The following is a 22,347-nucleotide window of genomic DNA, read 5'->3' on the forward strand; positions in this document are numbered from 1 at the left end:
GCACGGACCGGTCCGGGCGCACGGCCCGCCGATCGTCACCGCCCCCTGAAGTCCGTCGCGCGTCGCTCCACGAAGCTCGCCACGCCTTCCTGGGCGTCCCTCGTCGTCATGTTGATCTCCTGGGCGGCCGCCTCGGCGGCGAAGGCCGTGGCGCGGTCCGACTCCAGGGAGGCGTTGACGAGTTGCTTGGTGAGGGCGAGGGCGCGGGTGGGGCCGGCGGCCAGGCGGGTCGCCCAGTCGCGGGCCGTCTTGTCCAACTCCCCGTCCGGGAGGACCCGGTTGACCAGGCCCAGCCGCTCGGCGTCCGGCGCGGTGAGCGCGTCGCCGAAGAACATCAGCTCCTTGGCGCGCTGCGGGCCGACCAGGCGGGGCAGCAGGTACGCGCCGCCGCCGTCGGGGACCAGGCCGCGGCGGACGAACACCTCGATGAAGCGCGCCGATTCGGCCGCCAGGACCAGGTCGCAGGCGAGCGCGAGGTGCGCGCCCAGGCCGGCCGCCGTGCCGTTCACCGCGGCGATCACCGGCTTCTCGCAGTCGAGGACGGCGGCGACCAGGCGCTGGGCGCCGAGGCGTAGGGTGCGGGCGACGTCCCCGGCGACCCGCTCGCCGCGCGCCGCTCCGCCGCGCAGATCCGCCCCCGCGCAGAAGCCGCGGCCGGCGCCGGTCAGGATCACCGCCCGCACGCCCGGGTCCGCCGAGGCCTCGCCGAGGAGCGCGATCAGGCGGTCGCGCCCGTCGGGGGTGAGGGCGTTGAGGGCCTCGGGCCGGTCGAGGGTCAGATGGGTGACGTGGCGGTCGGTCCGGTGACGTATCGACGGCTCGGGCACGCTCATGTTCCGTTCCTCCGGTCGCGGCGGGCGGCCCGCACCGGGTGAGCGGCCCTCACCGGCACACGGCCAGTGCGTCCAGGGCCACCGCGCCCTGACCCCGGGGCAGGACCACCAGCGGGTTGACGTCGAGCTCGGCCAGGTCGTCGCCGAGCTCCAGGGCCATGCGCTGCACCCGCAGGACGACCTCGACGAGCGCGTCGACGTCGGCCGGGGGGCGGCCTCGGACCCCGTCCAGCAGGGCCCTGCCGCGCAGTTCGGCCAGCATGTCGCGGGCCTGGTCCTCGCCGAAGGGCGGGACGCGCACGGCGGCGTCCCGCAGGACCTCCACCAGGACCCCGCCCAGCCCGACCGTGACCGTGGGCCCGAACAGGTCGTCGTGGGTGACGCCCACCACCATCTCCACGCCCCGCTCGACCATCTGGCACACCAGGACGCCGTCCAGCGCGACGTCCTCGTAGCGGGCGATGTCGGTCAGCTCGCGGTAGGCGTCGCGGACCTGGCTCGCCGAGGTCAGGCCGATCTTGACCAGCCCCAGTTCGGTCTTGTGGGCGATCTGCGCGCCGGACGCCTTCATCACCACCGGGTAGCCGACCAGCCCCGCCGCCCGCACGGCCGCCGCTGCGCTGGTCACCAGCTGTTCGCGCGGGACGCGGATGCCGTACGCCCGCAGCAGTTGCTTGGCCGCGTGCTCGCTCAGCTGCTGTCCCGGCCGCATCAGAAGCTGAGCCTTGCGGTAGGACGGGGACGGGGTGCGCGGGGCCTGGTCGAAGGGGGAGCGGTAACCGGTCACGAAACGGTGGTGGTCGAGATGGGCCCGGACGGCCGAGATGCAGTTGGTCAGGGTGCGGAAGGTGGCCACCCGGGAGGAGCCCAGCAGCACCTCGCGGTAGGCGGGTTCCGTGCCCACCGGGGAGCCCCAGACCACGCACACCAGCTTGTCCGTCCGTTCCGCCGCGTCCACCAGGTCCTGCACCAGCCGGTCGCTGAGCGGAGGGAAGGGCCCGGTGACGGGACAGATCAGGACGCCCACCGCCGGGTCGTCGAGAATCGCGTCGATGATCTTCCGGCCGCGCCAGTCGCCCACCGGGTGGCCGCCGTTGTCGACCGGGTTGGCCACGTTCAGGTAGTCGGGGATCCACTGGTGCAGTTCGGCCTGTTTCGCGCTCGACAGGGCCGGCAGGTCCAGGCCCGCCGCCGTGGCCAGGTCGGCCGCGTGGGCGCCGGTGCCGCCCGAGATGGAGTAGATCACCACGCCGGTGGCCCGCGGCGGCCGCGCCCGCGCCAACAGGGTGGCGGTGTCCTGGAGTTCGTCCAGGCCGTCGACGCGGATCACGCCGTACTGCCGCATCGCCGCGTCGACGACCTCGTCCGCACCGGTCAGCTTGCCGGTGTGGGAGGCGGCGGTGCGGGCGCCGGCCTCGGTACGGCCCACCTTGACCGCGACCACCGGCACGCCGCGCCGGGCGGCCCGGTCGGCGGCCAGCAGGAAGGACCGGCCGTCCTTGAGGCCCTCGACGTAGCAGGCGATCGCACCGACCTCCGGGCGCTCGGCGAAGTAGGAGAGGAAGTCCGCGGTCTCCAGGTCGGCCTCGTTGCCGGTCGGCGCCCAGTGCGAGAGGCGCACGCCGAGCTCCTGCAGGGCGAAGACCGGGCGGCCCTGGTGACCGGACTGGGTGATCAGCGCGATCGCCGGTCCGGTGAGGTCGTCGCGGAACCGCTCGAAGGCGTTGAGGTTGGTGTTCGGGCCGAGCAGTCGTATGCCGGAACGTTCCACCGCCGCCGCCAGACGCTCCTGCGCGGCCGCGCCCTGCTCGCCGGTCTCCGCGAAACCGGAGGCGAAGACGACCGCGAACTTCACCTTCGTCTCGGCCAGCTGCTCGATCACCGGCAGTGGGTCGGAAACCAGCAGCACCGCCAGGTCGACCTGCTCGGGCAGGTCGGCGACGGACGCGGCGCAGGGCAGGCCGAACACGCTCGCGCGGGTGGGGTGCACGGGATGCAGCCGCGCCCCCACCCGCTCCGCCCAGCTCACCAGCTGTCGGGTGACGCCGGTGTTCGGGCGCCCCTCGGCGTCCGAGGCGCCGACGACCGCGACGGACCCGGGCCGGAAGAACCGGTCCAGATCGGGGACGTCCGCGTACAGCGGGCGGCCGCTGACGTCGAGGTCGTCCGCCTGGGCCGGCCGGCCGTGCACGGCCGGCCCGGGCTCTTCGCCGCACGCGATGACCCGGGCCCGGCGGGAGCCGGTGGTGAGGGTGCCGTGGGTTGATCCAAGCATCGGTCCGCCCGCTCCCTGTGTGACTGCCGTGAGTGACCGTGGAGTAACTGACGCTCTGTCAGGTTACATAGCTGACGGTCCGTCAGGAATGGTCGTGCACACAGAAAGGAGCGGACCCGGGCCCGCCGCCTACAACGCGGCCAGCACCTCCGCCGCCACCCGCTCGCCCGAGCGCACCGCCCCGTCCATGAAGCCCATCCAGTGGACGGAGGTCTCCGTCCCGGCCCAGTGGATCCCGCCGACGGGCTCGCGCAGCGCCGGGCCGTACCGGGTCAGGACGCCGGGCGCGGCGATGGAGACCGGGCCGCCGCGGGTGTAGGCCTCGTTGTTCCAGCGTTGCAGGACGAAGGACGTGGGGGAGGCCGCTTTCGGGCCGAAGTACGTCACGTAGTCCTTGAGCACGGCCGCCCTGACCTCCGCCTCGCTCGCCGCGTCGTACGCCCGCGCCTCGTCGGCCTCGATGAAGCCCATCAGCGCGCCGTAGGAGCCGTCCGGCGGGGAGTTGTCGAAGGTGGAGCTGACCACGCCGGTGTCGCTGACGACCTGCCCGTTGAGGCCGTCGGCCCGCCAGAAAGGGGTGTCGTAGATCGCGACGGCCTTGCCGACGGATGCCATCGGCAGGCGCTGGGTGAGCTGGTCGCGGGCGGCGGGCAGCAGCGGGTCGTACGAGATGCGGGCCGCGAGCGGCGGGGGCACGGCGACCACGACCCGCTTGGCGGTGACGGTGACGCCGTCGGCCGTCACGACGTACTTCGCGCCGGAGCGGGCGATCGTGCGCACCGGGGCGTTCAGCACCACCCGGTCGCCGAGGGTGGCGGCGAGCTTGATCGGCACCTGCTGGGATCCGCCGACGAAGCGCTGCTCCTGCGCACCTCCCGCGGTCTCGGTGAGGCGTTCCAGGGTGCCGGGCGTCGAGTCGTTGCCGGCCGCGGCGATGTAGAAGAGCACGAAGAGCAGCGAGAGTTCGCGCGGCTCGGCCGAGAAGATCGAGGTGCAGGCCACGTCCAGGAGGAACTTGGCGGACGGGATCACGGCGTTGGCGCGCAACCAGGTCTCGAAGGTCTGCCGGTCCCACTCCTCGGCCTTCGCGGCGGTCCAGGGCGCGTCGACCGGGACCGTCTTGGCCATGTCGTCCAGCGAGGCCTGGACGACCGCCGCGTTGGCGAGGCCGGCGGCGTCGACCGGCGGGACCGAGCCGAGCAGGCCGTCGGTGGCGTACGGGGTCTTCTTGCCGTCCTTGTAGAGCAGGTTCTTGCCGGTGTTGTAGGTGGGGAAGGTGGCGACGCCCAGGGAGTCGGCGAGCGCCTTGATGCGGTCCTGGGTGGGGCCGATGAACTCGCCGCCGCCCTCGGTGACCCCGCCGCCCGCCAGGGGCAGGTTGACGACCCGGCCGCCCACCCGGCCGCGGGCCTCCAGGACGGCGACCGTGCGGCCGGCGGCGACCAGGTCGCGTGCCGCGGTGAGACCGGCGAGGCCGGCGCCGACGATCGCGACGTCCACCTCCCGGGTGGCCGCGGCGGCCTGACCCGCGGCGGTCGCGCCGAGCGCGGTCGCGCCGGCGGCCACCGCGGCCGTGCGGCCGAGCAGGGAGCGGCGGGACATCCTGGGGGTGGGCTGTCTTTCACTTGCCACGTGCGTCCTCCGTCGGGCTTCGGGAGCGAGAGGTGGAGCCGAAAAGGTGAACAGGGCTCACATTCTGGCTCCGCGCACGGGCGCACGACAACGCTCCCGGCACATCTGGCACAGATGTAACGGGCAGCGGAATCAAGGAAGTTACCGACAGTTACGGGTGTGGGCCGCCCAGGGTCACCGTCGGGCTCGGCGGACGGCCTTCGCTATCTTCTCCGCGTCGATCGACAGCTCGCGGAGCGTGCCGCTGATGGGGGTGGTGAAGCCGGTGAAGTAGAGGCCGGGGGCCTCCTTCGCGGTGCGGGCGCCGTGGGCGACAGGTCTGCCCCGTTCGTCGAGCACGCCGAGGTGGCCGACCAGGCCCTCCAGGGCGCGGACGTATCCGGTGGCCGCGACGACCGCGTCCGGGGAGATCCGGGACCCGTCGGCGAGCACGACCTTGCCGCCGTCCTCGAAGCCCTCCACGGCGGCCACGACCTCCACCCGGCCCTTGCGCACGGCGTCGATCAGACCGACGTCCTGCACCGGGATCGCACCCTGTCGGGCCCGGGTGTAGAGACCGGTGTCGGGGCGCGGCAGTCCATGTGCGGACAGGTCGGGGATGCTCGCCCTGGCCATCACCCGGCAGATCCGGTCGACGAGGGCGACGGGCAGGCGGCGCACCAGGATGCCGCTGTACTGGGCGGCCCAGCCGGCGGTCGAGCGGCGCACGATGTGCGGCACGGTGCGCACCGCGAGCCGCACCCGCCCGGCCCCGTGCTCCGCCAGGTCGACGGCGATCTCCGCGCCGGTGTTGCCGACGCCCACGACGAGGACGTCCCGCCCGGCGTAGGGCGCGCCGTCGCGGTAGGCCCCGGCGTGGGTCAGCTCACCGGCGAACTCCTCGCGGCCCGGCCAGTCCGGCAGGTACGGGGTGTGGTTGTAGCCGGTGGCGACGACGACCGCCGAGCCGACCAGCTCCCGGCCGCCCGTGGCGCGCAGCAGCCACCCGGCGCCGTCGGCGGCGCGCTCGACGCGGGAGACCTCGACGCCGGTGACGATCTCCAGCTCGTGGACCTCGGCGTACTTCTCCAGGTACCGCACCACGTCGTCGCGGGCCGCCCAGCGCCCGAACCGGCGCGGCATCTTCAGCCCCGGCAGGGCGGACAGCCGCCGGGTGGTGTGCAGGTGCAGCCGGTCGTAGTGCCGCCGCCAGGACGCCCCGACCGCGTCGGCCCGCTCCACGACGACCGCGCGTATGCCCTGGGCACGCAGTGCGTACGCGGTGGCGAGGCCGCCGGGACCGCCGCCGATCACATAGACGGGCGGGTCGGCCGGGTTCGCGGTGGTGATCGCCTGGGCGGCCGGGCGCCGTGCGGAGTCTTCCATGAGCGCGAGCGTAATCACGCATGCCGTTGATGGGTCTCGGTCAAGACCGGAATTGGTTGCGGATCGATCACGTGTGGGGGAGAGGCGGGCGGAACCGGTGACGTAGGCCACTTCGTCATGGGGGACGTGTGAGGGGTGGGGTCGACAGGTGACGGCCGGGAGGGGGAGAGGGGGCCCGGGCGAACGGGCTGCGGCGGGCGGGCGGGGGCCGCCCACCGGGGACGCGCGGGGTTCCGGGAACCCCTGAACTGACGTACCGTCAGATTCATGGATGCGATCTGGCTCGACGGGGCCGAGTGGCTGGCGGTGCTGCGGATCGGACTCGGCCTGTGGTGGCTGGAGAGCTGGCGGCACAAGGACAAGAAGGCCTGGTCCGAGGGGGCCGGCATCGCCTGGGCGGCGGACGTCGCGGCGAAGCACCGGTGGAACACGGTCCGTTCCGGTTTCGCCGTCGTGGTGCAGCCGCGCCCCCGCGCCATGTCCTACGTGGTGGTGTACGCGGAACTGGCGCTCGGACTCGGGCTGATCACCGGCTTCCTCACCCCGATCGCACTGGCCGGCGGCCTGCTCCTCAACCTCCTCTACCTGGTCCTCATGATCCACGACTGGGCCGAGCAGGGACAGAACTCGATGATGGCGCTGATCTCGGCGGTGGCGCTGGGCGGGATGGCCTGGCAGACGTGGTCCCTGGACAGCGCCCTGGGGTGGTTCTGATGGGCGGCGCCCGGTACGACGTCCCGGAGGCCGACGCCTTCACCCGCACCTACTGGGACGCCGCCGCCGAGGGCCGGCTGCTGATCCGGCGCTGCGGAGCCTGCGCGCGGGCCCACCACTACCCCCGCGAGTTCTGCCCGCACTGCTGGAGTGAGGACGTGGTCTGGGAGGACGCGAGCGGCCTGGCCACCCTCTACACGTGGTCCGTCGTCCACCGCAACGACCTGCCGCCCTTCGGGGAGCGCACCCCCTACGTCGCGGCCGTGGTCGACCTGGCCGAGGGGCCGCGGATGTCGACCGAGCTGGTGGGGGAGGCCGAGCCGCGCATGGACATGGCGCTGACGGTCGCCTTCCGGGACGGGGTCCCGGTGTTCCGTGCGGTGGCCGCCGACCCGGCCCCGCTCGCCGCCCCGACCCCGCCCGCCCGGACGGGTGTTCAATGATCGGATGACCGATATCCGTGAGCCCTTCTCCGCACCCCACACGATTCCCGTGCTCGACGGCCACGGCCTCAGGCTCCGCGCCTGGGACCCCGGGTCCGCGGCCGACGTGGAGGCATGGCTGCGCGGGCACCTCGACCCGGAGTTCAGGCGCTGGAACACGCCGCTGCGGACGATCGCCGACACCGCCGACGCCCGGGCCTCCCTGAAGAGCAAGAACGCGGACGCCGCCGCCGGGCACGCCCTGCCGTTCTGCGTCACGGACACGGCGGACGGCGCGATCCTCGGGCAGATCTCCGTCAACATGATCGACCGTGTGCTGAGCTTCGCCCGGGTCGGCTACTGGGTCCTGCCGGAGGCGCGCGGCCGGCACGTCGCCACCGGCGCCCTGCTGCTCGCGGCGCGCTGGACGTTCGCCGAAGTCGGCCTGCACCGCCTGGAGTTGGGTCACGCGCTCGGTCACGGCGCCTCCTGCCGGATCGCCGAGCGCTGCGGGTTCCGCTACGAGGGGACCCTGCGCGGGGCGATGTGGGAGTCGGACCGCCGGGACGCCTTCCGCGACGTCCATCTGCACGCCCGCCTGGCGACGGACCCGGAGCCGGAGTTCCCGTGAGGGCACGGTAATCGGCAGGCGGTGCACGCACCCCGCAGGCGACGATGGGGCATGCGCCCTGACAGCCCTGACAGCCCTGACAGCCCTCGCGGCCCCGGCAGCCCACACGGTGTGGACGGCCCCGGCAACTGGCACCTCACCCATGACCTCGACGCGTTCCTGGACCGCGCCGGGGAGTTCCTGGCCTCCCGGCCGGCCCTGCACACGGTCCCGTTGACCGTCGTCGACAGCCTGCGGCGCAGGGGACCGCACGTGTACGGCGAGGAGGACCCCGTCTTCGGCGTACTGGACGGGCCCGGGTCGGGCGGCGGGGTTCGCGGGGTGTTCTTCCGCACGCCTCCGCACGGGATCTACCTCACGTCCCTGACGGAGGAGGAGGCCGACGCCCTCGCCGCGACACTGGCCGCCGCCGGCCACCGGTTCCCCGGCGTCTCCGCCGACCGCGACACCGCGGCCGCGTTCGCCCGGGCGTGGCAACGGCGGACGGGCTCCGAGTCCCGCGTGACGGTACGGCAACGCCTCTACCGGCTGGCGGAGTTGACACCGCCGGAGCCCGCCCCCGCGGGCCGCGCGCGGGTGGCATCCGCGGTCGATCGGGACCTGCTCGTCCGCTGGTACGGGGAGTTCTCGGCCCAGGTCGGCGCGCACCCCGTCCAGGACGGCGGAGCCTGGGCCGACTCCCGTATCGCCTACGGCGGGATCACCCTGTGGGAGACGCCCGACGGCGCCCCCGTCGCGATGGCCGGCGCCACCCCGGAGGTGGCCGGCCAGATCAGGGTCGCGCCCGTCTACACCCCGGCCGAGCTGCGCGGCCGTGGCTACGCGGGCGCGGCCACGGCCGAGGTGAGCCGTGCGGCACGTGCCTCGGGCGCGGCGGAGGTCCTCCTCTTCACCGACCTGTCGAACCCGACGAGCAACGGCCTCTACCAACGGATCGGCTACCGCCCGGTGGCGGACTTCGCGGTGCACGAGTTCACAGGGCACCCGCGTGCCGCCGACCGGCCCTGAAAGGGCTCAGGGCCACAGGAGGTCGGTGGTCCAGGAGCCGCCCGAGCGGTGGTAGCTCAGACGGGTGTGGCGGCGGGCGCCGTCGCCCTGGAAGAACTCCACCTCGTCCGGGCGCAGTCGGTACAGGGTCCAGGTGGGGGACTTCGCCGTCGGGTTCCGGCGGGCGTGCTCCCAGGCCGCCTCCGAGGCTTTCGCCAGCTCTTCCGGTGAGGCCAGGATCTCGCTCTGCCGGCCGGTCAGCGCGGCGGCCAGAGCGCCGGTCGAGCGGGCGTGCAGGTCGGCCTGCGCCTCCTCGGAGGGGGCGGACGCGACCGGACCCCGCACCCGGACCTGACGGCCGAGCACGGGCCAGTAGAAGGTGAGCGCCGCGTAGGGGCGGGCGGCGAGCTGGCGGCCCTTGCGGCTGGTGGCGTGGGACGCGAAGGACCAGCCGTCCGCGTCCGCGCCGTGCAGCATCACGATCCGGGCGTCGGGCAGGCCGTCCTCGCCGACGGTGGAGAGGGTCGTGGTGTGCGGCTCCCGCTCGCCCGCCGCGACCGCCCGCGCGAACCACTCGGTGAAGAGGGACAGCGGTTCGGCGGGCGCCGACGCCGGGTCGAAGGGCGGCAGTTCCGTCACCTCCGGGTCCCACACCCGCAGCGTCCTCAGGAGTTCATGCAGATCCTTGGCCATGCACCGAGTATCCGGTCAGTGCCGGGCGAACTGGACCCGGGTCGGCTGCACCACGTTCGCCCGGACGGCGATCCCCTCGACCGTCAGCTGCTCACCGTAGATGTCGGTGAGCCTGATCGGGCTGCCGCAGCCGGCGCCGTGCTCGGAGAGGAAGTAGTTGTAGCCGGTGCGCGCCAGCCGGGTCCAGCCCGCACTCGTACGGACCTCCAGGCGGGCCAGCGGGTTGCGGTGGCCGATGGCCTGGATGCCGCACCAGTACTGGGACGAGCCGGTCTTGTAGCGGATCGAGATCGTGTCGGACGTGGCCGGGCTCAGCAGGCTCCACGTGATCGGGATCCGCCCCGTCACGAGCGGCGCGAGCTTGGCGAAGGCCTGCTGGCTGAGGTCGATCTGGCCGACCGCGCAGGGCGCCGGGCACTCGTTGGTGATCCGGACCGTCACGGACGCCCCGTTCGCCGCGCGCACGGACACGTACGCCCCGCACGCCTCGGACGTGGCGTAGTCGGCGGTGTTCATCGCCGCGGTCATGACGTCGGAGGTCGGGCCGTAGGAGCAGGCGCCGTTGCCGTCGCCGATGTCGTAGGCGGTGGCGACGCCGGTGTAGGCGGTTCCGGGGCGGATGCGTCCGGACGACGACGCCGTCCCGGACGCCGAGCGGGCGGCGGGCGCGGCGGGCCTGGCCGCGGGCCGCGCGGACGGCGTGGCCGGGCGCGCGCCGGTCGGGCTCGGGCTGCCGGAGGCCTTCGAGGACTTCGGCGACGGCGACGACGACGGGGAGGGGGAGGGGGACGCCGTCGTCCCCGGGTCCGCCGTGGGCGTCCCGTTCGCCGCGGCCCCGGCCGCCGGCTCGACCGCCCGTGCCCCGTCGTCGCCCCCGCCGCCGGGACGGAAGGCAACGACCAGTGACACCAGGAGCGTGACGGCGGCCACGGCCACCAGGGTGACGACGGGGACGCGACGGCCCGTGCGCCGGTCGGCGCGGCGGGAACGTCGGTGCGAGGAGGTTGCCACGGAGGGATCCTTACGCGAGTCGGTGGAGCACGTCCGACAGATGGCTTCGCAGAAGCGGCACCTGCCGACTCCCAGTGGGCGCCGGACGCGGAAAGGTTGCCGTCCGTCTTCTGCCGTCCACCGCGGGACCGCCGACGGCCGCCGCACGGCCTTCCTGCGGTCACCCGGGCGCGGCACGATCGCCGTCATGACGATCACCGGTGGCACGGGGACCGACGAGGCCACACCCGTCCGCCACGACTCGCGCCGACCCGCGCCCCTTCCGAAAGCCTCACCCGCGGCCCAGCACCACCGTCCCCGAGGAGCAGAACCAGCCGCCGGTCGCTGAGGCCACCGCGTGGCGGGGGAGGCCTCCGGCGGGGCCCCGTACCTGCCGGGCTCCTGCTTCGCCCCTCAGTTGCCGTACCGCTTCGACCAGGAGGAACAGGCCTCGCATCCCGGGGTGTTGAGCCGACAGTCCGCCTCCGTCCGTGTTGACGGGGAGCTCTCCTCCCGTCACCTGGAGCCGGCCCTTCTCCACGAACGGTCCGCCCTCGCCCTTGGCGCAGAAGCCCAGGTCTTCGAGGGTCACCAGCGTCATGTACGTGAACGCGTCGTAGATCTCGGCGAAGTCCATCTCGTCCGGGCGCAGTCCCGCCCGTTCGAAGGCCAGACGGCCGCTCGTCGCCGCGGGGGAGACCGTGAAGTCGTCCCACTCGGACATCGAGGCGTGCGAGACGTGCTCCCCGGTCCCGAGGATCCACACCGGCGCCGTGCGGCAGTCGCGTACGTACTCCTCGGCCGCCAGCAGGACCGCCGCCCCGCCGTCCGAGCGCAGACAGCAGTGCAGTTTCGTGAACGGGTCGGCGATCATCGGGCCCGACAGGACGTCGTCGACCGTGATCGGGTCGCGGAACATCGCCTCGGGGTTCAGCGCCGCGTTCGCCCGCGCCTGCACCGCGACCTGCGCCAACTGCTCGATCGTCGTGCCGTGCCGGTGCATGTGGCGGCGGGCGGCCATCGCGTACTTGGCGATCAGGGTGTGGCCGTAGGGGGCCTCGAACTGGAGCGGGCCGCGTGCGCCGAAGGCGAAGGTGCCGCTGCGGCGGCCCGCCCTGATGTCGGCGCGGGGCGTCGAGCCGTACGCCAGCAGGACGGCGTTCGCGTGCCCGGCGGCGATCGCGTCGGCCGCGTGCGCCGCCATGACCTCCCAGGTCGCGCCGCCCACCGAGGTGGAGTCGACCCAGGTCGGGCGCAGGCCCAGATAGTCGGCCAGTTCGACCGGGGCGAGCGTGCCGAGGCCGGCGGAGCCGAAGCCGTCCACCGTCTCCCGCCCCAGTCCGGCGTCCGCCAGCGCCCGGCGGGCCGCCTGGGCGTGCAGGGCGTAGGGGGTCGCGTCGTCCACCCGGCCGCAGTCGGAGAGTGCGACGCCGACGACGGCCACGTTTCGGGTCCCGGCTGTCATGAGAGGCCACCTTCCTCTGTGCATCTCGTTCCCGGGCTCCTAATATGACGGACCGTCAGATCAGGAGGAAGGGGCGGCCATGGACCCCGGCTTCACCGCCGAACAGGACGAGATCCGCCGCACACTGCGGGAACTGCTCCACAAACGCTGCGGCCCCGAGGAACTGCGCGCCGCCCTCAACACCCCCGCCGGACACGACCCCGCCCTGTGGGCCGCCCTCGCCGAACAGCTCGGGCTGCCCGGCCTCGCGCTCCCGGAGCGCTACGGCGGCGTCGGCTGCCCGCGCACCGACCTCGCGCTCGCCGCCGAGGAGACCGGCCGGGTCCTCGCCCCCACCCCGCTGCTCGCGACCTCCGTCCTCTCCGCGCCCCTGGTCCTCGCGCTCGGCTCCGACGCCCAGCGCGCCCGGCTGCTCCCGCCGATCACCGACGGCGCCCTGACCGCCGCCCTCGCCGTGCCCGCACCGGCCCTCGCCGCCGCCCTCGCCCTGACCGGTCCGGGCGGTGGCGACTGGGCCGGCGGGGGCCGCGCGGGGGGCGTGCAGGCCCGGCCGGCCGACGGCGGCTGGCGGCTGTACGGGGAGGCCGCGCAGGTGCTCGACGGACACAGCGCCGGGCTGCTGCTGGTCGCCGCGCACACCGGCGGGTTCGTACGGTCGCGGACCCTGCTGTTCCTGGTGGCGGGGGACGCCGCCGGGGTCGTCCGGACCCGGCAGACCGCTCTCGACGCGACCAGACCGCAGGCGCGCGTCCAGTTGCGCGACGTGGAGGCCGAACTGCTGGGCGACGAGGCGGCGGACGTCCCGCGCGCCCTGGCCGGCGCCGGTGACTTCGCCGCCGCGTTCCTGGCCTGCGAGGCCGTCGGGGCCGCAGGCCGGGTGTTGGAGCGGACCGTCGAGTACCTCGGGCAGCGGGTGCAGTTCGGGCGGCCGATCGGCTCGTTCCAGGCGGTGCAGCACCGGCTGGCGGATGTGTACGTGCAGATCCAGGCGGCCCGGTCCGCCGCCTACTACGCCGCTTGGGCGACCGGCCGGACGAAGGACGTCACGAAGGACGTCACGGAGGACGCCACGGACGACGTCACGCAGGACGTCGGCGGGCTCGCGCTCGCCCAGGCCCTGGAGGCGCTGCGCCTCGCCGCCTCCGAAGGCGTCCAGCTGCACGGCGGGATCGGTTTCACCTGGGAGCACGAGGCGCACCTGTACTTCAAGCGGGCCGCCGGCGACGAGCTGCTGTTCGGACCGGTGCACCGGCTGCGCGCCCACGCCGCCGAGCGGGCCGCTCTGTTCACACGGACGGAGGTGACGGTGTGATCGGTGTCTGGCTGGTGCAGAAGGCGTCCTCGACGCGTGCCTTCGCGAAGGTCGCCCCTCATGTGATCCCGGCGCTCGACCGGGCCGTCCACCGGATCACCCGGGGGAAGGTGCTGCTCAGCGCCCAGATGCTGCCGGGGGTGATCCTCACCGCGACCGGTGCGAGGAGCGGCGCGCCGCGCCGGACGCCGCTGGCGTGCATGCCCGAGCCCGCCGGCCGGGGCTGGATCCTCGTCGGCTCCAACTTCGGCCGCACCGGACACCCCGCCTGGACCGCCAACCTCCTCGCCCACCCGGACGCGGAGATCAGCTGGAAGGGCGCCGACGTCCCGGTGACCGCACGGCTGCTGGCCGGAGAGGAGCGGGCGGCGGTGTGGGAGCGGCTGCTGGCCTTCTGGCCGCCGTACGCGACCTACCAGGCGCGGGTGGACCGCGAGATCCGGGTCTTCCGTCTCACGCCGAGGGTCCCCGATCGCCCCGTCTGATCCCGCCGCACGCTCTAGAACGCCTGCTGGATCAGCAGAAACGCCCCGATGCCCAGCATCGCCGCGCCCGAGGTGCGGGTCACCGCGCGGGCCGCCGCCGGGCGGGCGCCCAGCAGCCTGCGGGCCAGGACGCCCACCGCCACGTACACGGCGGCGCAGCACGCCATGTGCAGCAGGCCGAGGACGGCCGTCTGGGCGGCGACCGGGAGGTGACCGCCCGCGGCCCCCGCCCTGTCCCCCGTGGTGAGGAACTGCGGCAGCACCGAGAGGTAGAGCAGCAGGCCCTTGGGGTTCAGTCCGCTGATCGTGGCCCCGCGCAGGAACACCCGCGCCCCGCTCGTCCCGTCCGGGTGGACCGTCTCCCCGGCCTGCGGTGTTCCCGGCCGCCGCAGCACTCCCCACCCCAACCACACCAGGTAGGCCGCGCCCGCCGCCGTCAGCCCGGTGAGCAGTGCGGGCGAGCCCGCGACCAGGACCGCCAGGCCCGCCGTCGCCAGCGCGGTGTGCAGGGCGTAGCCGCTCACCAGGCCGCTCACCGCGGCGCCGACCGAGCGGCCGCGCAGCCCGGCCGAGATCACGTACGCCCAGTCGGCGCCCGGCACGCAGACCAGCAGCAGGTCGACGGCGAGGAAAGAAATCAGCGTTCCCGAGTCCATGAGGGGGACATTAGGCGCGATGCGGTCGAAAGTGTTCCCGATGTTTTCATGGAACACGGTGATATGAGGGAAGATCTGCCTCATGGACGACGTCGACCGGAAGATTCTTGCCGAGCTGCAGCAGGACGGGCGGCTGACGGTGACCGAGCTGGCCACGCGGGTGCGGCTGAGCGTCTCGCCGTGCCACCGGCGGCTGCGGGAGCTGGAGCGGTCCGGGGCGATCAGCGGCTACCGCGCGATGGTGGAGCCGGCCGCCGTCGGCCTGACCTTCGAGGCGCTGGTCTTCGTCTCCATGCGGCAGGAGGACCGGGACACGGTCGCCGAGTTCGAGCGGGCGGTGGGCGAGGTGGAGCACGTGCTGGACGCGCAGCGTCTGTTCGGGGAGCCCGACTACCTGCTGCGGGTGGCCACCGCCGACCTCGCGGCCTTCCAGCGGCTGTACGACGAGCGGCTCGCCACCCTGCCGGGCGTGCAGCGGCTGACGTCGACGCTGGTCATGAAGCACGTGGTGAAGGACCGGGCGCTGCCCGCATAGCGCGGCAGGCGGCGGCCCGACCGGACGAAGCACCGGTGAACCGCCGCCTGGCAGACAGGACTTGATCGTAAGAGTGGTGCGCCCTCGCAGGCTTCGCCGCTACTTCGTCGGCTTCTTCCCGGTGATGCCCAGGTGCACCAGCAGCGCCAGGTTCGGCTTGAGCTCAGCCTGCTTGACGCCCCACGTCTGGAAGCCCTTCTGATGCGAGGCGACGGCCGCGAGCATCGCGACCAGCGCGCCGGCGACCGCCGCCGGGTTCACGTCCTTGTCGACCTTGCCCTTGGACTGCAACTCCGCGACCGCGTCCGAGAGGGAGTTGTTCACCGAGTTGAGGATCTTCATGCGGAGTTTGTAGAAGCGTTTGTCGCCTTCGGCCGCGCCCAGGTCGACCACGCGCAGGATCGCGTCGTTCTTCCGCCAGAACTCCAGGAAGCCGTCCACGAGTTCCTGCGCGGTCTGCCAGCCCGCCTTGCCGACCCAGGAGCGGCCGGCGACCAGCTCGGTCAACTCGGCTCCCTCCGCGGCCATTTGTTCGGCGATCTCCAGGACGGCGCCCTCGACGTCCGGGAAGTACTGGTAGAAGGTCGCGGGCGAAGTGCCCGCCTTCCGGGCGACATCGATGACCTTGACGTCCCGGTAGGGAGAGGAGCTGAGCATCTCGCTGAGGCAGTCGAGCAGCTTCTGCCGCGTCGCCTGCCCGCGCCGACCGGCCACGCGGCCGTCGACGGTACGCACTTGTCCTGTCATGCCGTCAGCTTACCGAGGGGTGATGGGAGCGCGATTCGGCCGACTGCAAATGGGGTGCACAGGGGTGCGGAGGCGGCTGTGCCTGGTCTGCGGCTTGCGTGAACCGCCGTTAGTTTGGCTCCATGGCCGAAAACAGGGCATCGGTGTACGCAGAGGGCGTCCCCTGCTGGGTGGACGCGCAGCTCCCCGACGTGGACGCGGGCAAGCGGTTCTACGGTGAGCTCTTCGGGTGGTCCTTCGAGGAACGGGCGGAGGGCTACGGCGACTCCGTGTGGGCCCGGCTGGACGGCGAGCCCGTGGCCGCGCTGGCCCACAAGACCGACGGCCGCATGCCCACCGTCTGGACGGTGTATTTCGCCACCCCGGACGCCGAGGCGACCTCCCGGCGGATCCTGGCGGCCGGCGGCCAGGTGGTGACGGCCCCGATGCCGGTCGGCGGGCTCGGGACCGCCGCCCTGGCCGCCGACCCCGAGTACGCCGTCTTCGGGCTCTGGCAGCCCGCCGGGCACCAGGGATTCGGTGTCCGCCACCGGCCCGGCGCGTTCGCCTGGGCCGAGCTCTACGCGCGGGACACCGAGGCCGCCAACACGTTCTACGGACATCTCTTCCACGAGGCGCTCTTCGGCCCCGGCGCGGCCCCCGACTTCGGCCGCGCCCCGGTGTCCGACGTCTTCCCGGAGATGATGCCGCCGCACTTCCTGGTCCACTTCGGCGCCGAGGACTGCGAGGCGGCGCTGGGCGCGGTGAGCCGGCTGGGCGGACGGGTGCAGGCGGGGCCGTTCACCGCCTCGTACGGCACGGTGGCCGTCGTCACCGACAATCAGGGGGCGTCGTTCGCGCTGCTGCAGCGCTGAACGGGGTGCTGGAGGGCCTTCTCACCGGCGGGTTCGTCCCGAGGTGAGGATTTTTTGCCCGCATATGAAATGAGACACCCCGATTGCCCCCGGGTTCGCAACCGGCCGCCCGGCCAGGAAGAATCGGGGTGCGTGCCGCCAGGGCGGTGCGGTGGTGAGACGCTGCACGGGGCCGTGTACACAAGTGGGTGGCGCGGCTCGTACGGGGAGGTGGCAGGCAAGTGGTGGATCAGCTGACGCAGCACGATCCTCGGCGGATCGGGCCGTTCGAGGTGCTGGGACGGCTGGGTGCCGGCGGCATGGGGCTGGTCTATCTGGCACGTTCGGCCTCGGGCCGGCGCGTGGCGATCAAGACGGTCCGCACGGAGCTCGCCGAGGACCAGCTCTTCCGCGTGCGCTTCACGCGTGAGGTGGAGGCGGCCAGGGCGGTCTCCGGCTTCTACACGGCCGCGGTCGTCGACGCCGATCCGCGCGCCGCCGTGCCCTGGCTGGCCACCGCGTACGTTCCCGCGCCCTCCCTCGAAGAGATAGTGAACGACTGCGGGCCGATGCCGGCCCAGGCGGTGCGCTGGCTCGCGGCGGGCGTCGCGGAGGCCCTCCAGTCGATCCACGGCGCGGGGCTGGTCCACCGTGACCTGAAACCGTCCAACGTGCTCGTGGTCGAGGACGGCCCCCGGGTGATCGACTTCGGCATCGCGTCCGGTGTCTCGAACACCCGTTTGACCATGACGAACGTGGCGGTCGGCACCCCCGCCTACATGTCGCCCGAGCAGGCGAAGGACTCGCGGAGCGTCACCGGCGCGAGCGACGTGTTCTCGCTCGGCTCGATGCTCGTCTTCGCCGCCACCGGCCATCCGCCCTTCCACGGCGCCAACCCGGTCGAGACGGTCTTCATGCTGCTGCGCGAGGGCCCGGACCTGGAAGGTCTCCCCGACGAGCTGCGTCCGCTCATCGAGTCCTGTATGCAGATGGACGCCACGGCCCGGCCCAACCCGGCCGACCTGCAGGCCCAGCTCGCCCCCCACCTCTTCGGCTCCGGCTCCGACGACAGCGGCACGGCCTCGGCGTGGCTGCCCGAGAAGGCGGTCGCCCTCATCGAGACCCGCCGGGGCGGCCGGTCGGCGAAACCGGCCCCCGTGAGCCCGCGCAGCGGCGGTGGCGGCGGTGGCGGCGTGGGGCTGGGCCGGGGCAACGTGCCGCCTCCGCCGTCCCACGATCCGGTGGTCCTCGCCCGTCCGGTCCAGCCGCCCGTGGGTGTCGGCGCCCCCGACACCGGTCCCGTCCGGCTGGCCGGCGCGGCCGTGCCGATCGGGCCCGGTCCGCGCGTGGCCGACGTGCGCGCCACGGCCGCCGTGAAGGCGCCGCTCGCCGAGCCGGGCCTGGTCGCCAACTGGTCGCGTCTGCACCCCGGCGTCAACGGCGCCGACACGGCGCTCCCGGCCACGCAGGGTGCGCCCGCGGAGACCCCGGCGGGCTGGCGGCCCTGGCGTTTCCGCATGTCGAACGACGTGTGGGGGACCCCGTCGGTGGCCGGCGACCTGGTGTACGTCACCTCCTTCGAGGTGCACGCCCTGGACGTGGCGACCGGTCGCCGTCGTTTCAAGACCCGGGACGTGGCCTGGTCGATGGCGGTCGCGGACGGCCGCGTCCACGCCTCCGACGGCCCCACGCTGTTCGCCCTGGACGCCCGCGAGGGCGCCGATCTGTGGCGGCTGTCGACGGAGGCCTGGGTGTACTCGCTCAGGGCCGAGCGCGGCACGGTCGTCACCGGCACGCGCGGCGGCGGCGTCCAGGGCTGGGAGGCGTCCAACGGGCAGAAGCTCTGGGAGATCTCCGGCTGCCAGACCGACTTCGAGTCCCCGGAGGCCGGGCCGGTCCTGCACGAGGGCACGGTCTTCGTCTGGCAGGACGCCCGGCTGAGAGCGCTGGACGCCCGCACCGGCGAGGAACGCTGGACGTACCCGATCGGCGACACGGCCTCCTGCGGCGGCGTCCCGGTCCGCGTCACCCCCGCCCCCGACGGCAACGTCTACCTCTCGGCCGGCACCCGCGTCCTCGCCGTCGACGTCGCGAGCGGCATGGTGCGCTGGCACTTCGAGGCGCCGGCGGTCTTCCTGTCCCCGCCGACCTTCGTCCCCGGCCCGGCCGTCACCGGCGGCGGCGTCTACCTCGCCGACTACCTCGGCACGGTGTACGCGATCGACGCCACCGACGGCCGCGACCGCTGGCGCATCGCCACCGAGGCCCGCTCCTCGGTCGACCCCGTGCTGGTGGCTGCCGGCCATGTCCACGTCGGCAGCGGCAAGGGGCTCTACACCCTGGACGCGGTCACCGGCACGCCCAAGTGGCGCTTCCAGGCGGGCGGCGACATCGTGGGCGCCCCGGCGGTCGCGGAGGGCCGCATCCACTTCGGCTCCACGGACCACCTGCTGTACACCCTGAAGGCCGACGACGGGCGGTTGCGCTGGAAGCTGGCGACCGGCGGCGAGATCACCGGTTCGCCGGTGGTCCGCGACGGCGTCGTGTACGCGTGCAGCAAGGACCGCTGTGTGTACGCCCTGGACGCCGAGAAGGGCACGGGCACCGCGCGAACGGCGTGAGCCGGCCACCGCGGCGCCCGTCGCCGCGGTACGCCCCGCCGGGGACGGGCCGGTCGCCCCGTGGTGACATGGCCGTGACAGGCATTGCCTAGGCTGTCCGTATGGATCGACGGGGGCAGAGACTCAGGTTCGCAGCGGTGGCGACATGCGTCGTCCTGGCGCTGACCGGCTTCTCGACGGGAAGAGGCCACGGCCACAGCAGTCACGGCCACAGCGGCGGGGGCGGCGGGTGCAGCAGCTCGGGCCAGGACCACGACACCTCGTCCTCGACCGGCGGCACCTCCGGATCGCGCTACCACGACTACGACGACCATGACGACTACTCGGACGCCACCTCCGGCGGCAGCGGTTCGTCCAGCTCGTCCAGCCCGTCCACGGCGCTCCGGGACGCCACGGTGCGACTGATCGACTGCGCGACCCCGGGCAGGGCCCACGCGACCGTCAGGGTCGACAACCCGAACGCGACCGGCGCCCGGTTCACCGTGACGGTCGGCTTCCTCGACGCCCGGTCCGACCGGGTGGAGGAGCGGACCCAGGACGCGTACGTCGCCGGGAACGACACGACGACGGTCCAGGTCGACCTGTCCTCCCCGGGTGACGCGGCGAAGGTCGACCACTGCGACCCGGAACCGTACGCGCCGGCGAGCTGACCGGACGCCCCACGCCGCACCGACGCCTGCACCACGCGCACCCCCGCCCGCACCCTCCTGCCCCAGGGCAGCCTCGGTCGCGGCGCTGACGGCGCTTCAGCGGATCCTCGGGCGACCGGCTGATCGTCCGGCGAACAGTTCCGTCTGTTTCTCGCTCGGCAGGTTGCCCAGGGTGATGAGGTGAGGGGCCTGTGCGAACGCCCAGGCCCGGGCCGCGTCCTTCGCCGCCCACAGGGCCCGCACCGTCCCCTGGACACCGGTGGGCGGATACCCGGCGACGACGGCGGCGCAGGCGACGGCCGCCGTCAACGCGCCGCCCGCCTCGGTGACCTCGGAGACCAGACCGACCTCGTGGGCGCGCCGCGCCGAGATCCGTTCCGCCGTGCCCATGAGCATCATCCGCGCGACCTCCCCGTACGGCATGCGCTGCGCCAGGAGCACCGACTCGTAGGCGCTGACCATCCCGTACGTGGTGTGGGGGTCGAAGAAGACGGCGTCGGCGCCCGCGACGACGAACTCGCACTCCCCGAGCAGATAGAAGGCGCCTCCGCAGGCCATGCCCTCCACGGCGGCGACGACCGGCTTCCACAGGTCGTTGGCCTTGGGGCCGACGGTGAGCAGCGGATCGTCCTGCATGTAGGGGGAGTCGGGCTGCGGCACGACGGCGTCCCGGTCGATCCCGGTGCAGAACGCCCGCCCTCCGGCCCCGGTCAGGACGACGGCCCGGACGCGGTCGTCGAAGCGCAACCCCCGCCAGACGTGCCGGAGTTCGCCCGCCGTCGCGAGGTCGATGGCGTTGAGCCTGTCCGGCCGGTCGAGGGCGACGACCGCGACGCCGGTGTCCTCGTCGACGTCGAGGCGCACGCTCACGGCCGCTCCAGAACCCACTGCGGCAGCCCGTCGCCGTCGAAGACGACCTGCACACGGGCGCCGATCCGGATCCGGTCGGCGGGAAAGGAGTCCAGGGCGGCTCCCGGGCCGCTCACCAGGTTTCCCACCAGCCGTATCCGGGGCGTCTCGGCCAGCTCGACGACGATCACGTTGTAGGGGGCCCGCGCCGCGTACTCCGGCAGCAGGGGCGGGTGCGGAACGACGTAGGACCAGATCCGCCCGCGTCCGGAGGTCGGCCGCCACTCGCTCGCGAAGGACTGGCAGTGCGGGCAGCAGGGCCGGGGCGGGAAGCGGGGCTCGCCGCAGTCGGCGCAGGCCTGGACGCGGAGCTCGCCCTGGGCGGCGTACTGCCAGAAGGGGGCGCCGTCGGCGTCGGTGACGGGGGTCAGCATCGTGGGATCAACTCCTCGGACTGTCAGTTCCTGAGCAGCAGGGCGGAGGTCGGGACGCCCTCGCCGGCGGTGACGAGACAGGCGGCGGCGTCCGGCACCTGGGCGGTGCTGGTCCCGCGCAGCTGCTTGACGCCCTCGTTGATCAGATTGAAGCCGTGCACATAGGCCTCGCTCAGGCCGCCTCCGCCGGTGTTGATCGGCAACCGTCCGCCCGTCTCCAGCGCGCCGCCCTCGGTGAAGGCGCCCCCCTCGCCCCGGCCGCAGAACCCGTACCCCTCCAGGGAGAGCGGCACGAGGGGGGTGAAGGCGTCGTAGATCTGGGCGACGTCGACGTCGGCGGGGGTGAGGTCGGCGTGCTTCCACAGGTGCCTGGCCGCGGTCCAGGCGGGACCGGTGAGCGGGTCGTCGTTCCAGTAGTTGACCATGCCGTGGTGCTGGGCGGGCAGGCCCTGGGCGGCGGAGTGCACGTAGACGGGCCGCCGCCGGCAGTCCCTGGCCCGTTCCCTGCTGACGATCACGCAGGCCAACGCCCCGTCGGTCTCCAGGCAGTTGTCGTAGAGGCAGAGCGGCTCGCTGATCCAGCGGGCGGTCATGTACATCTCGCGGGTGAGCGGGCGTTCGTACATGATCGCCGCCGGGTTCTGGTTGGCCCGGTTGCGGCAGGCGAGGGCGACGTTGAAGAGGTGGTCGCGGGTCGCGCCGTACTCGTGCATGTAGCGGCGGGCGAGCATGGCTATCTCGTCGGCGGGCCGCAGCAGTCCGAAGGGCCGGGTCCACTGGGCCGGGGTGGGCAGTTGGACTGCCGTGTTGGTCCACGGGCGCGGTCCGCTGCCCCGCTTGCGCGAGCGCCAGGCGACGCCCACCGTCGCCTGTCCGGCGGCGATCGCGGCGGCGAGGTGCGCGACGGTGGCGCACGAACCGCCGCCGCCGAAGCCGACCTTGCTGAAGAAGGTGAGGTCGCCGAAGCCGACGGCCTTGGCCAGCTCGACCTCGTCCGTCTCCTCCATCGTGTAGGAGGCGAGCGCGTCGACCTCGTCCGGGGCGATCCCGGCGTCGTCGAGGGCGGCGAGGACGGCCTGGCAGGCGAGCGTCTTCTCGGACTCGGGGAGGTGCTTGGCGAACGGGGTCTGGCCGATGCCGACGATGGCGGTGGCGTCCTTGAGGGTCACGCTGCGCGCACCTCCGCAATGCGATATGGCGGCTGACAGTCCGTCAGGT

The 22,347-nt window shown here is 73.5% G+C and carries 22 protein-coding genes; 10 read left to right on the plus strand and 12 right to left on the minus strand.

Features of this window, described 5'->3' with window-relative positions:
• Positions 1–35 precede the first annotated feature (35 nt).
• From BG482_RS15055 to BG482_RS15070, 4 genes are all read right to left on the minus strand, one after another.
• The gene (locus tag BG482_RS15055; protein ID WP_069769520.1) at positions 36–833 is read right to left on the minus strand and encodes an enoyl-CoA hydratase/isomerase family protein; all 798 of its coding nucleotides are present in this window, start codon (positions 831–833) and stop codon (positions 36–38) included.
• 49 nt (positions 834–882) lie between these two features.
• Positions 883–3,108 (minus strand): acetate--CoA ligase family protein, encoded by a 2,226-nt coding sequence (locus BG482_RS15060; RefSeq protein WP_069769521.1) that lies wholly within the window; start codon positions 3,106–3,108, stop codon positions 883–885.
• Positions 3,109–3,237: 129 nt separating this feature from the next.
• Entirely contained in the window at positions 3,238–4,710 is a 1,473-nt protein-coding gene (locus tag BG482_RS15065; RefSeq protein WP_107450576.1) for an FAD-dependent oxidoreductase, read from the minus strand.
• 204 nt (positions 4,711–4,914) lie between these two features.
• The gene (locus BG482_RS15070) at positions 4,915–6,105 is read right to left on the minus strand and encodes an NAD(P)/FAD-dependent oxidoreductase (protein ID WP_069769523.1); all 1,191 of its coding nucleotides are present in this window, start codon (positions 6,103–6,105) and stop codon (positions 4,915–4,917) included.
• 267 nt (positions 6,106–6,372) lie between these two features.
• Here BG482_RS15070 and BG482_RS15075 point away from each other — a divergent pair, with 267 nt between their 5' ends.
• The 4 genes from BG482_RS15075 to BG482_RS15090 all read left to right on the plus strand — a co-directional run bounded on the left by BG482_RS15075 (position 6,373) and on the right by BG482_RS15090 (position 8,880).
• Complete coding sequence (locus BG482_RS15075) at positions 6,373–6,819, plus strand: DoxX family protein (protein ID WP_069769524.1); 447 nt, start codon at positions 6,373–6,375, stop codon at positions 6,817–6,819.
• A complete protein-coding gene (locus tag BG482_RS15080) occupies positions 6,819–7,262 on the plus strand; it encodes a Zn-ribbon domain-containing OB-fold protein (RefSeq protein ID WP_069769525.1) in 444 nt (147 codons plus the stop codon). The genes BG482_RS15075 and BG482_RS15080 overlap by 1 nt, the downstream gene beginning before the upstream one ends.
• 4 nt (positions 7,263–7,266) lie before the next feature.
• Positions 7,267–7,872: a GNAT family N-acetyltransferase gene (locus BG482_RS15085; protein WP_069769526.1), complete on the plus strand. Its 606-nt coding sequence runs from the start codon at positions 7,267–7,269 to the stop codon at positions 7,870–7,872.
• Positions 7,873–7,983: 111 nt separating this feature from the next.
• Positions 7,984–8,880, plus strand: a complete 897-nt coding sequence (locus tag BG482_RS15090; RefSeq protein ID WP_069769527.1) for a GNAT family N-acetyltransferase — start codon at positions 7,984–7,986, stop codon at positions 8,878–8,880.
• Between the two features lie 6 nt (positions 8,881–8,886).
• Here BG482_RS15090 and BG482_RS15095 read toward each other — a convergent pair whose 3' ends face one another.
• The 3 genes from BG482_RS15095 to BG482_RS15105 all read right to left on the minus strand — a co-directional run bounded on the left by BG482_RS15095 (position 8,887) and on the right by BG482_RS15105 (position 12,007).
• Positions 8,887–9,552 carry a pyridoxal 5'-phosphate synthase gene (locus BG482_RS15095; protein ID WP_069769528.1) on the minus strand — a complete coding sequence of 222 codons (666 nt, stop codon included), beginning with the start codon at positions 9,550–9,552 and terminating at the stop codon, positions 8,887–8,889.
• Positions 9,553–9,567: 15 nt separating this feature from the next.
• Positions 9,568–10,563, minus strand: coding sequence for an expansin EXLX1 family cellulose-binding protein (locus BG482_RS15100; RefSeq protein WP_069769529.1), 996 nt, complete (start codon positions 10,561–10,563; stop codon positions 9,568–9,570).
• Between the two features lie 271 nt (positions 10,564–10,834).
• Positions 10,835–12,007 carry an acetyl-CoA acetyltransferase gene (locus BG482_RS15105; protein ID WP_069769530.1) on the minus strand — a complete coding sequence of 391 codons (1,173 nt, stop codon included), beginning with the start codon at positions 12,005–12,007 and terminating at the stop codon, positions 10,835–10,837.
• A gap of 79 nt (positions 12,008–12,086) precedes the next feature.
• Here BG482_RS15105 and BG482_RS15110 point away from each other — a divergent pair, with 79 nt between their 5' ends.
• The gene (locus BG482_RS15110; protein WP_069769531.1) at positions 12,087–13,319 is read left to right on the plus strand and encodes an acyl-CoA dehydrogenase family protein; all 1,233 of its coding nucleotides are present in this window, start codon (positions 12,087–12,089) and stop codon (positions 13,317–13,319) included.
• The gene (locus BG482_RS15115) at positions 13,316–13,804 is read left to right on the plus strand and encodes a nitroreductase family deazaflavin-dependent oxidoreductase (RefSeq protein ID WP_069769532.1); all 489 of its coding nucleotides are present in this window, start codon (positions 13,316–13,318) and stop codon (positions 13,802–13,804) included. The genes BG482_RS15110 and BG482_RS15115 overlap by 4 nt, the downstream gene beginning before the upstream one ends.
• A 14-nt stretch (positions 13,805–13,818) precedes the next feature.
• Here the strand turns inward: BG482_RS15115 and BG482_RS15120 are convergent, their stop codons facing one another.
• Positions 13,819–14,460 (minus strand): LysE family translocator, encoded by a 642-nt coding sequence (locus BG482_RS15120; protein ID WP_069769533.1) that lies wholly within the window; start codon positions 14,458–14,460, stop codon positions 13,819–13,821.
• Between the two features lie 82 nt (positions 14,461–14,542).
• Between BG482_RS15120 and BG482_RS15125 the strand changes: the two genes are divergently transcribed.
• Positions 14,543–14,995, plus strand: coding sequence for an Lrp/AsnC family transcriptional regulator (locus BG482_RS15125; protein ID WP_069769534.1), 453 nt, complete (start codon positions 14,543–14,545; stop codon positions 14,993–14,995).
• A 99-nt stretch (positions 14,996–15,094) separates the two neighbouring features.
• Here the strand turns inward: BG482_RS15125 and BG482_RS15130 are convergent, their stop codons facing one another.
• Positions 15,095–15,730 carry a TetR family transcriptional regulator gene (locus BG482_RS15130; protein ID WP_069769535.1) on the minus strand — a complete coding sequence of 212 codons (636 nt, stop codon included), beginning with the start codon at positions 15,728–15,730 and terminating at the stop codon, positions 15,095–15,097.
• A 134-nt stretch (positions 15,731–15,864) separates the two neighbouring features.
• On the opposite strand from BG482_RS15130, the gene BG482_RS15135 reads away from it, so the two are divergent.
• From BG482_RS15135 to BG482_RS15145, 3 genes are all read left to right on the plus strand, one after another.
• Positions 15,865–16,596 carry a VOC family protein gene (locus BG482_RS15135; protein WP_069769536.1) on the plus strand — a complete coding sequence of 244 codons (732 nt, stop codon included), beginning with the start codon at positions 15,865–15,867 and terminating at the stop codon, positions 16,594–16,596.
• 221 nt (positions 16,597–16,817) lie between these two features.
• Positions 16,818–19,196, plus strand: coding sequence for a PQQ-binding-like beta-propeller repeat protein (locus BG482_RS15140; protein ID WP_069769537.1), 2,379 nt, complete (start codon positions 16,818–16,820; stop codon positions 19,194–19,196).
• A gap of 137 nt (positions 19,197–19,333) precedes the next feature.
• On the plus strand, positions 19,334–19,846 hold the full coding sequence (locus BG482_RS15145) for a hypothetical protein (protein ID WP_256096376.1): 513 nt from the start codon (positions 19,334–19,336) through the stop codon (positions 19,844–19,846).
• A gap of 96 nt (positions 19,847–19,942) precedes the next feature.
• Here the strand turns inward: BG482_RS15145 and BG482_RS15150 are convergent, their stop codons facing one another.
• Genes BG482_RS15150 through BG482_RS15160 form a run of 3 tightly spaced genes read right to left on the minus strand, consistent with a single transcriptional unit; the run spans position 19,943 to position 22,298 of the window.
• A complete protein-coding gene (locus tag BG482_RS15150) occupies positions 19,943–20,716 on the minus strand; it encodes an enoyl-CoA hydratase/isomerase family protein (protein ID WP_069769539.1) in 774 nt (257 codons plus the stop codon).
• Positions 20,713–21,129, minus strand: a complete 417-nt coding sequence (locus tag BG482_RS15155) for a Zn-ribbon domain-containing OB-fold protein (RefSeq protein ID WP_069769540.1) — start codon at positions 21,127–21,129, stop codon at positions 20,713–20,715. The genes BG482_RS15150 and BG482_RS15155 overlap by 4 nt, the downstream gene beginning before the upstream one ends.
• 23 nt (positions 21,130–21,152) lie before the next feature.
• Positions 21,153–22,298, minus strand: coding sequence for a lipid-transfer protein (locus BG482_RS15160; protein WP_069769541.1), 1,146 nt, complete (start codon positions 22,296–22,298; stop codon positions 21,153–21,155).
• Positions 22,299–22,347 lie beyond the last annotated feature (49 nt).

The organism is Streptomyces sp. LUP30 (assembly GCF_001746365.1).
In the GTDB taxonomy this organism is placed as follows: domain Bacteria; phylum Actinomycetota; class Actinomycetes; order Streptomycetales; family Streptomycetaceae; genus Streptomyces.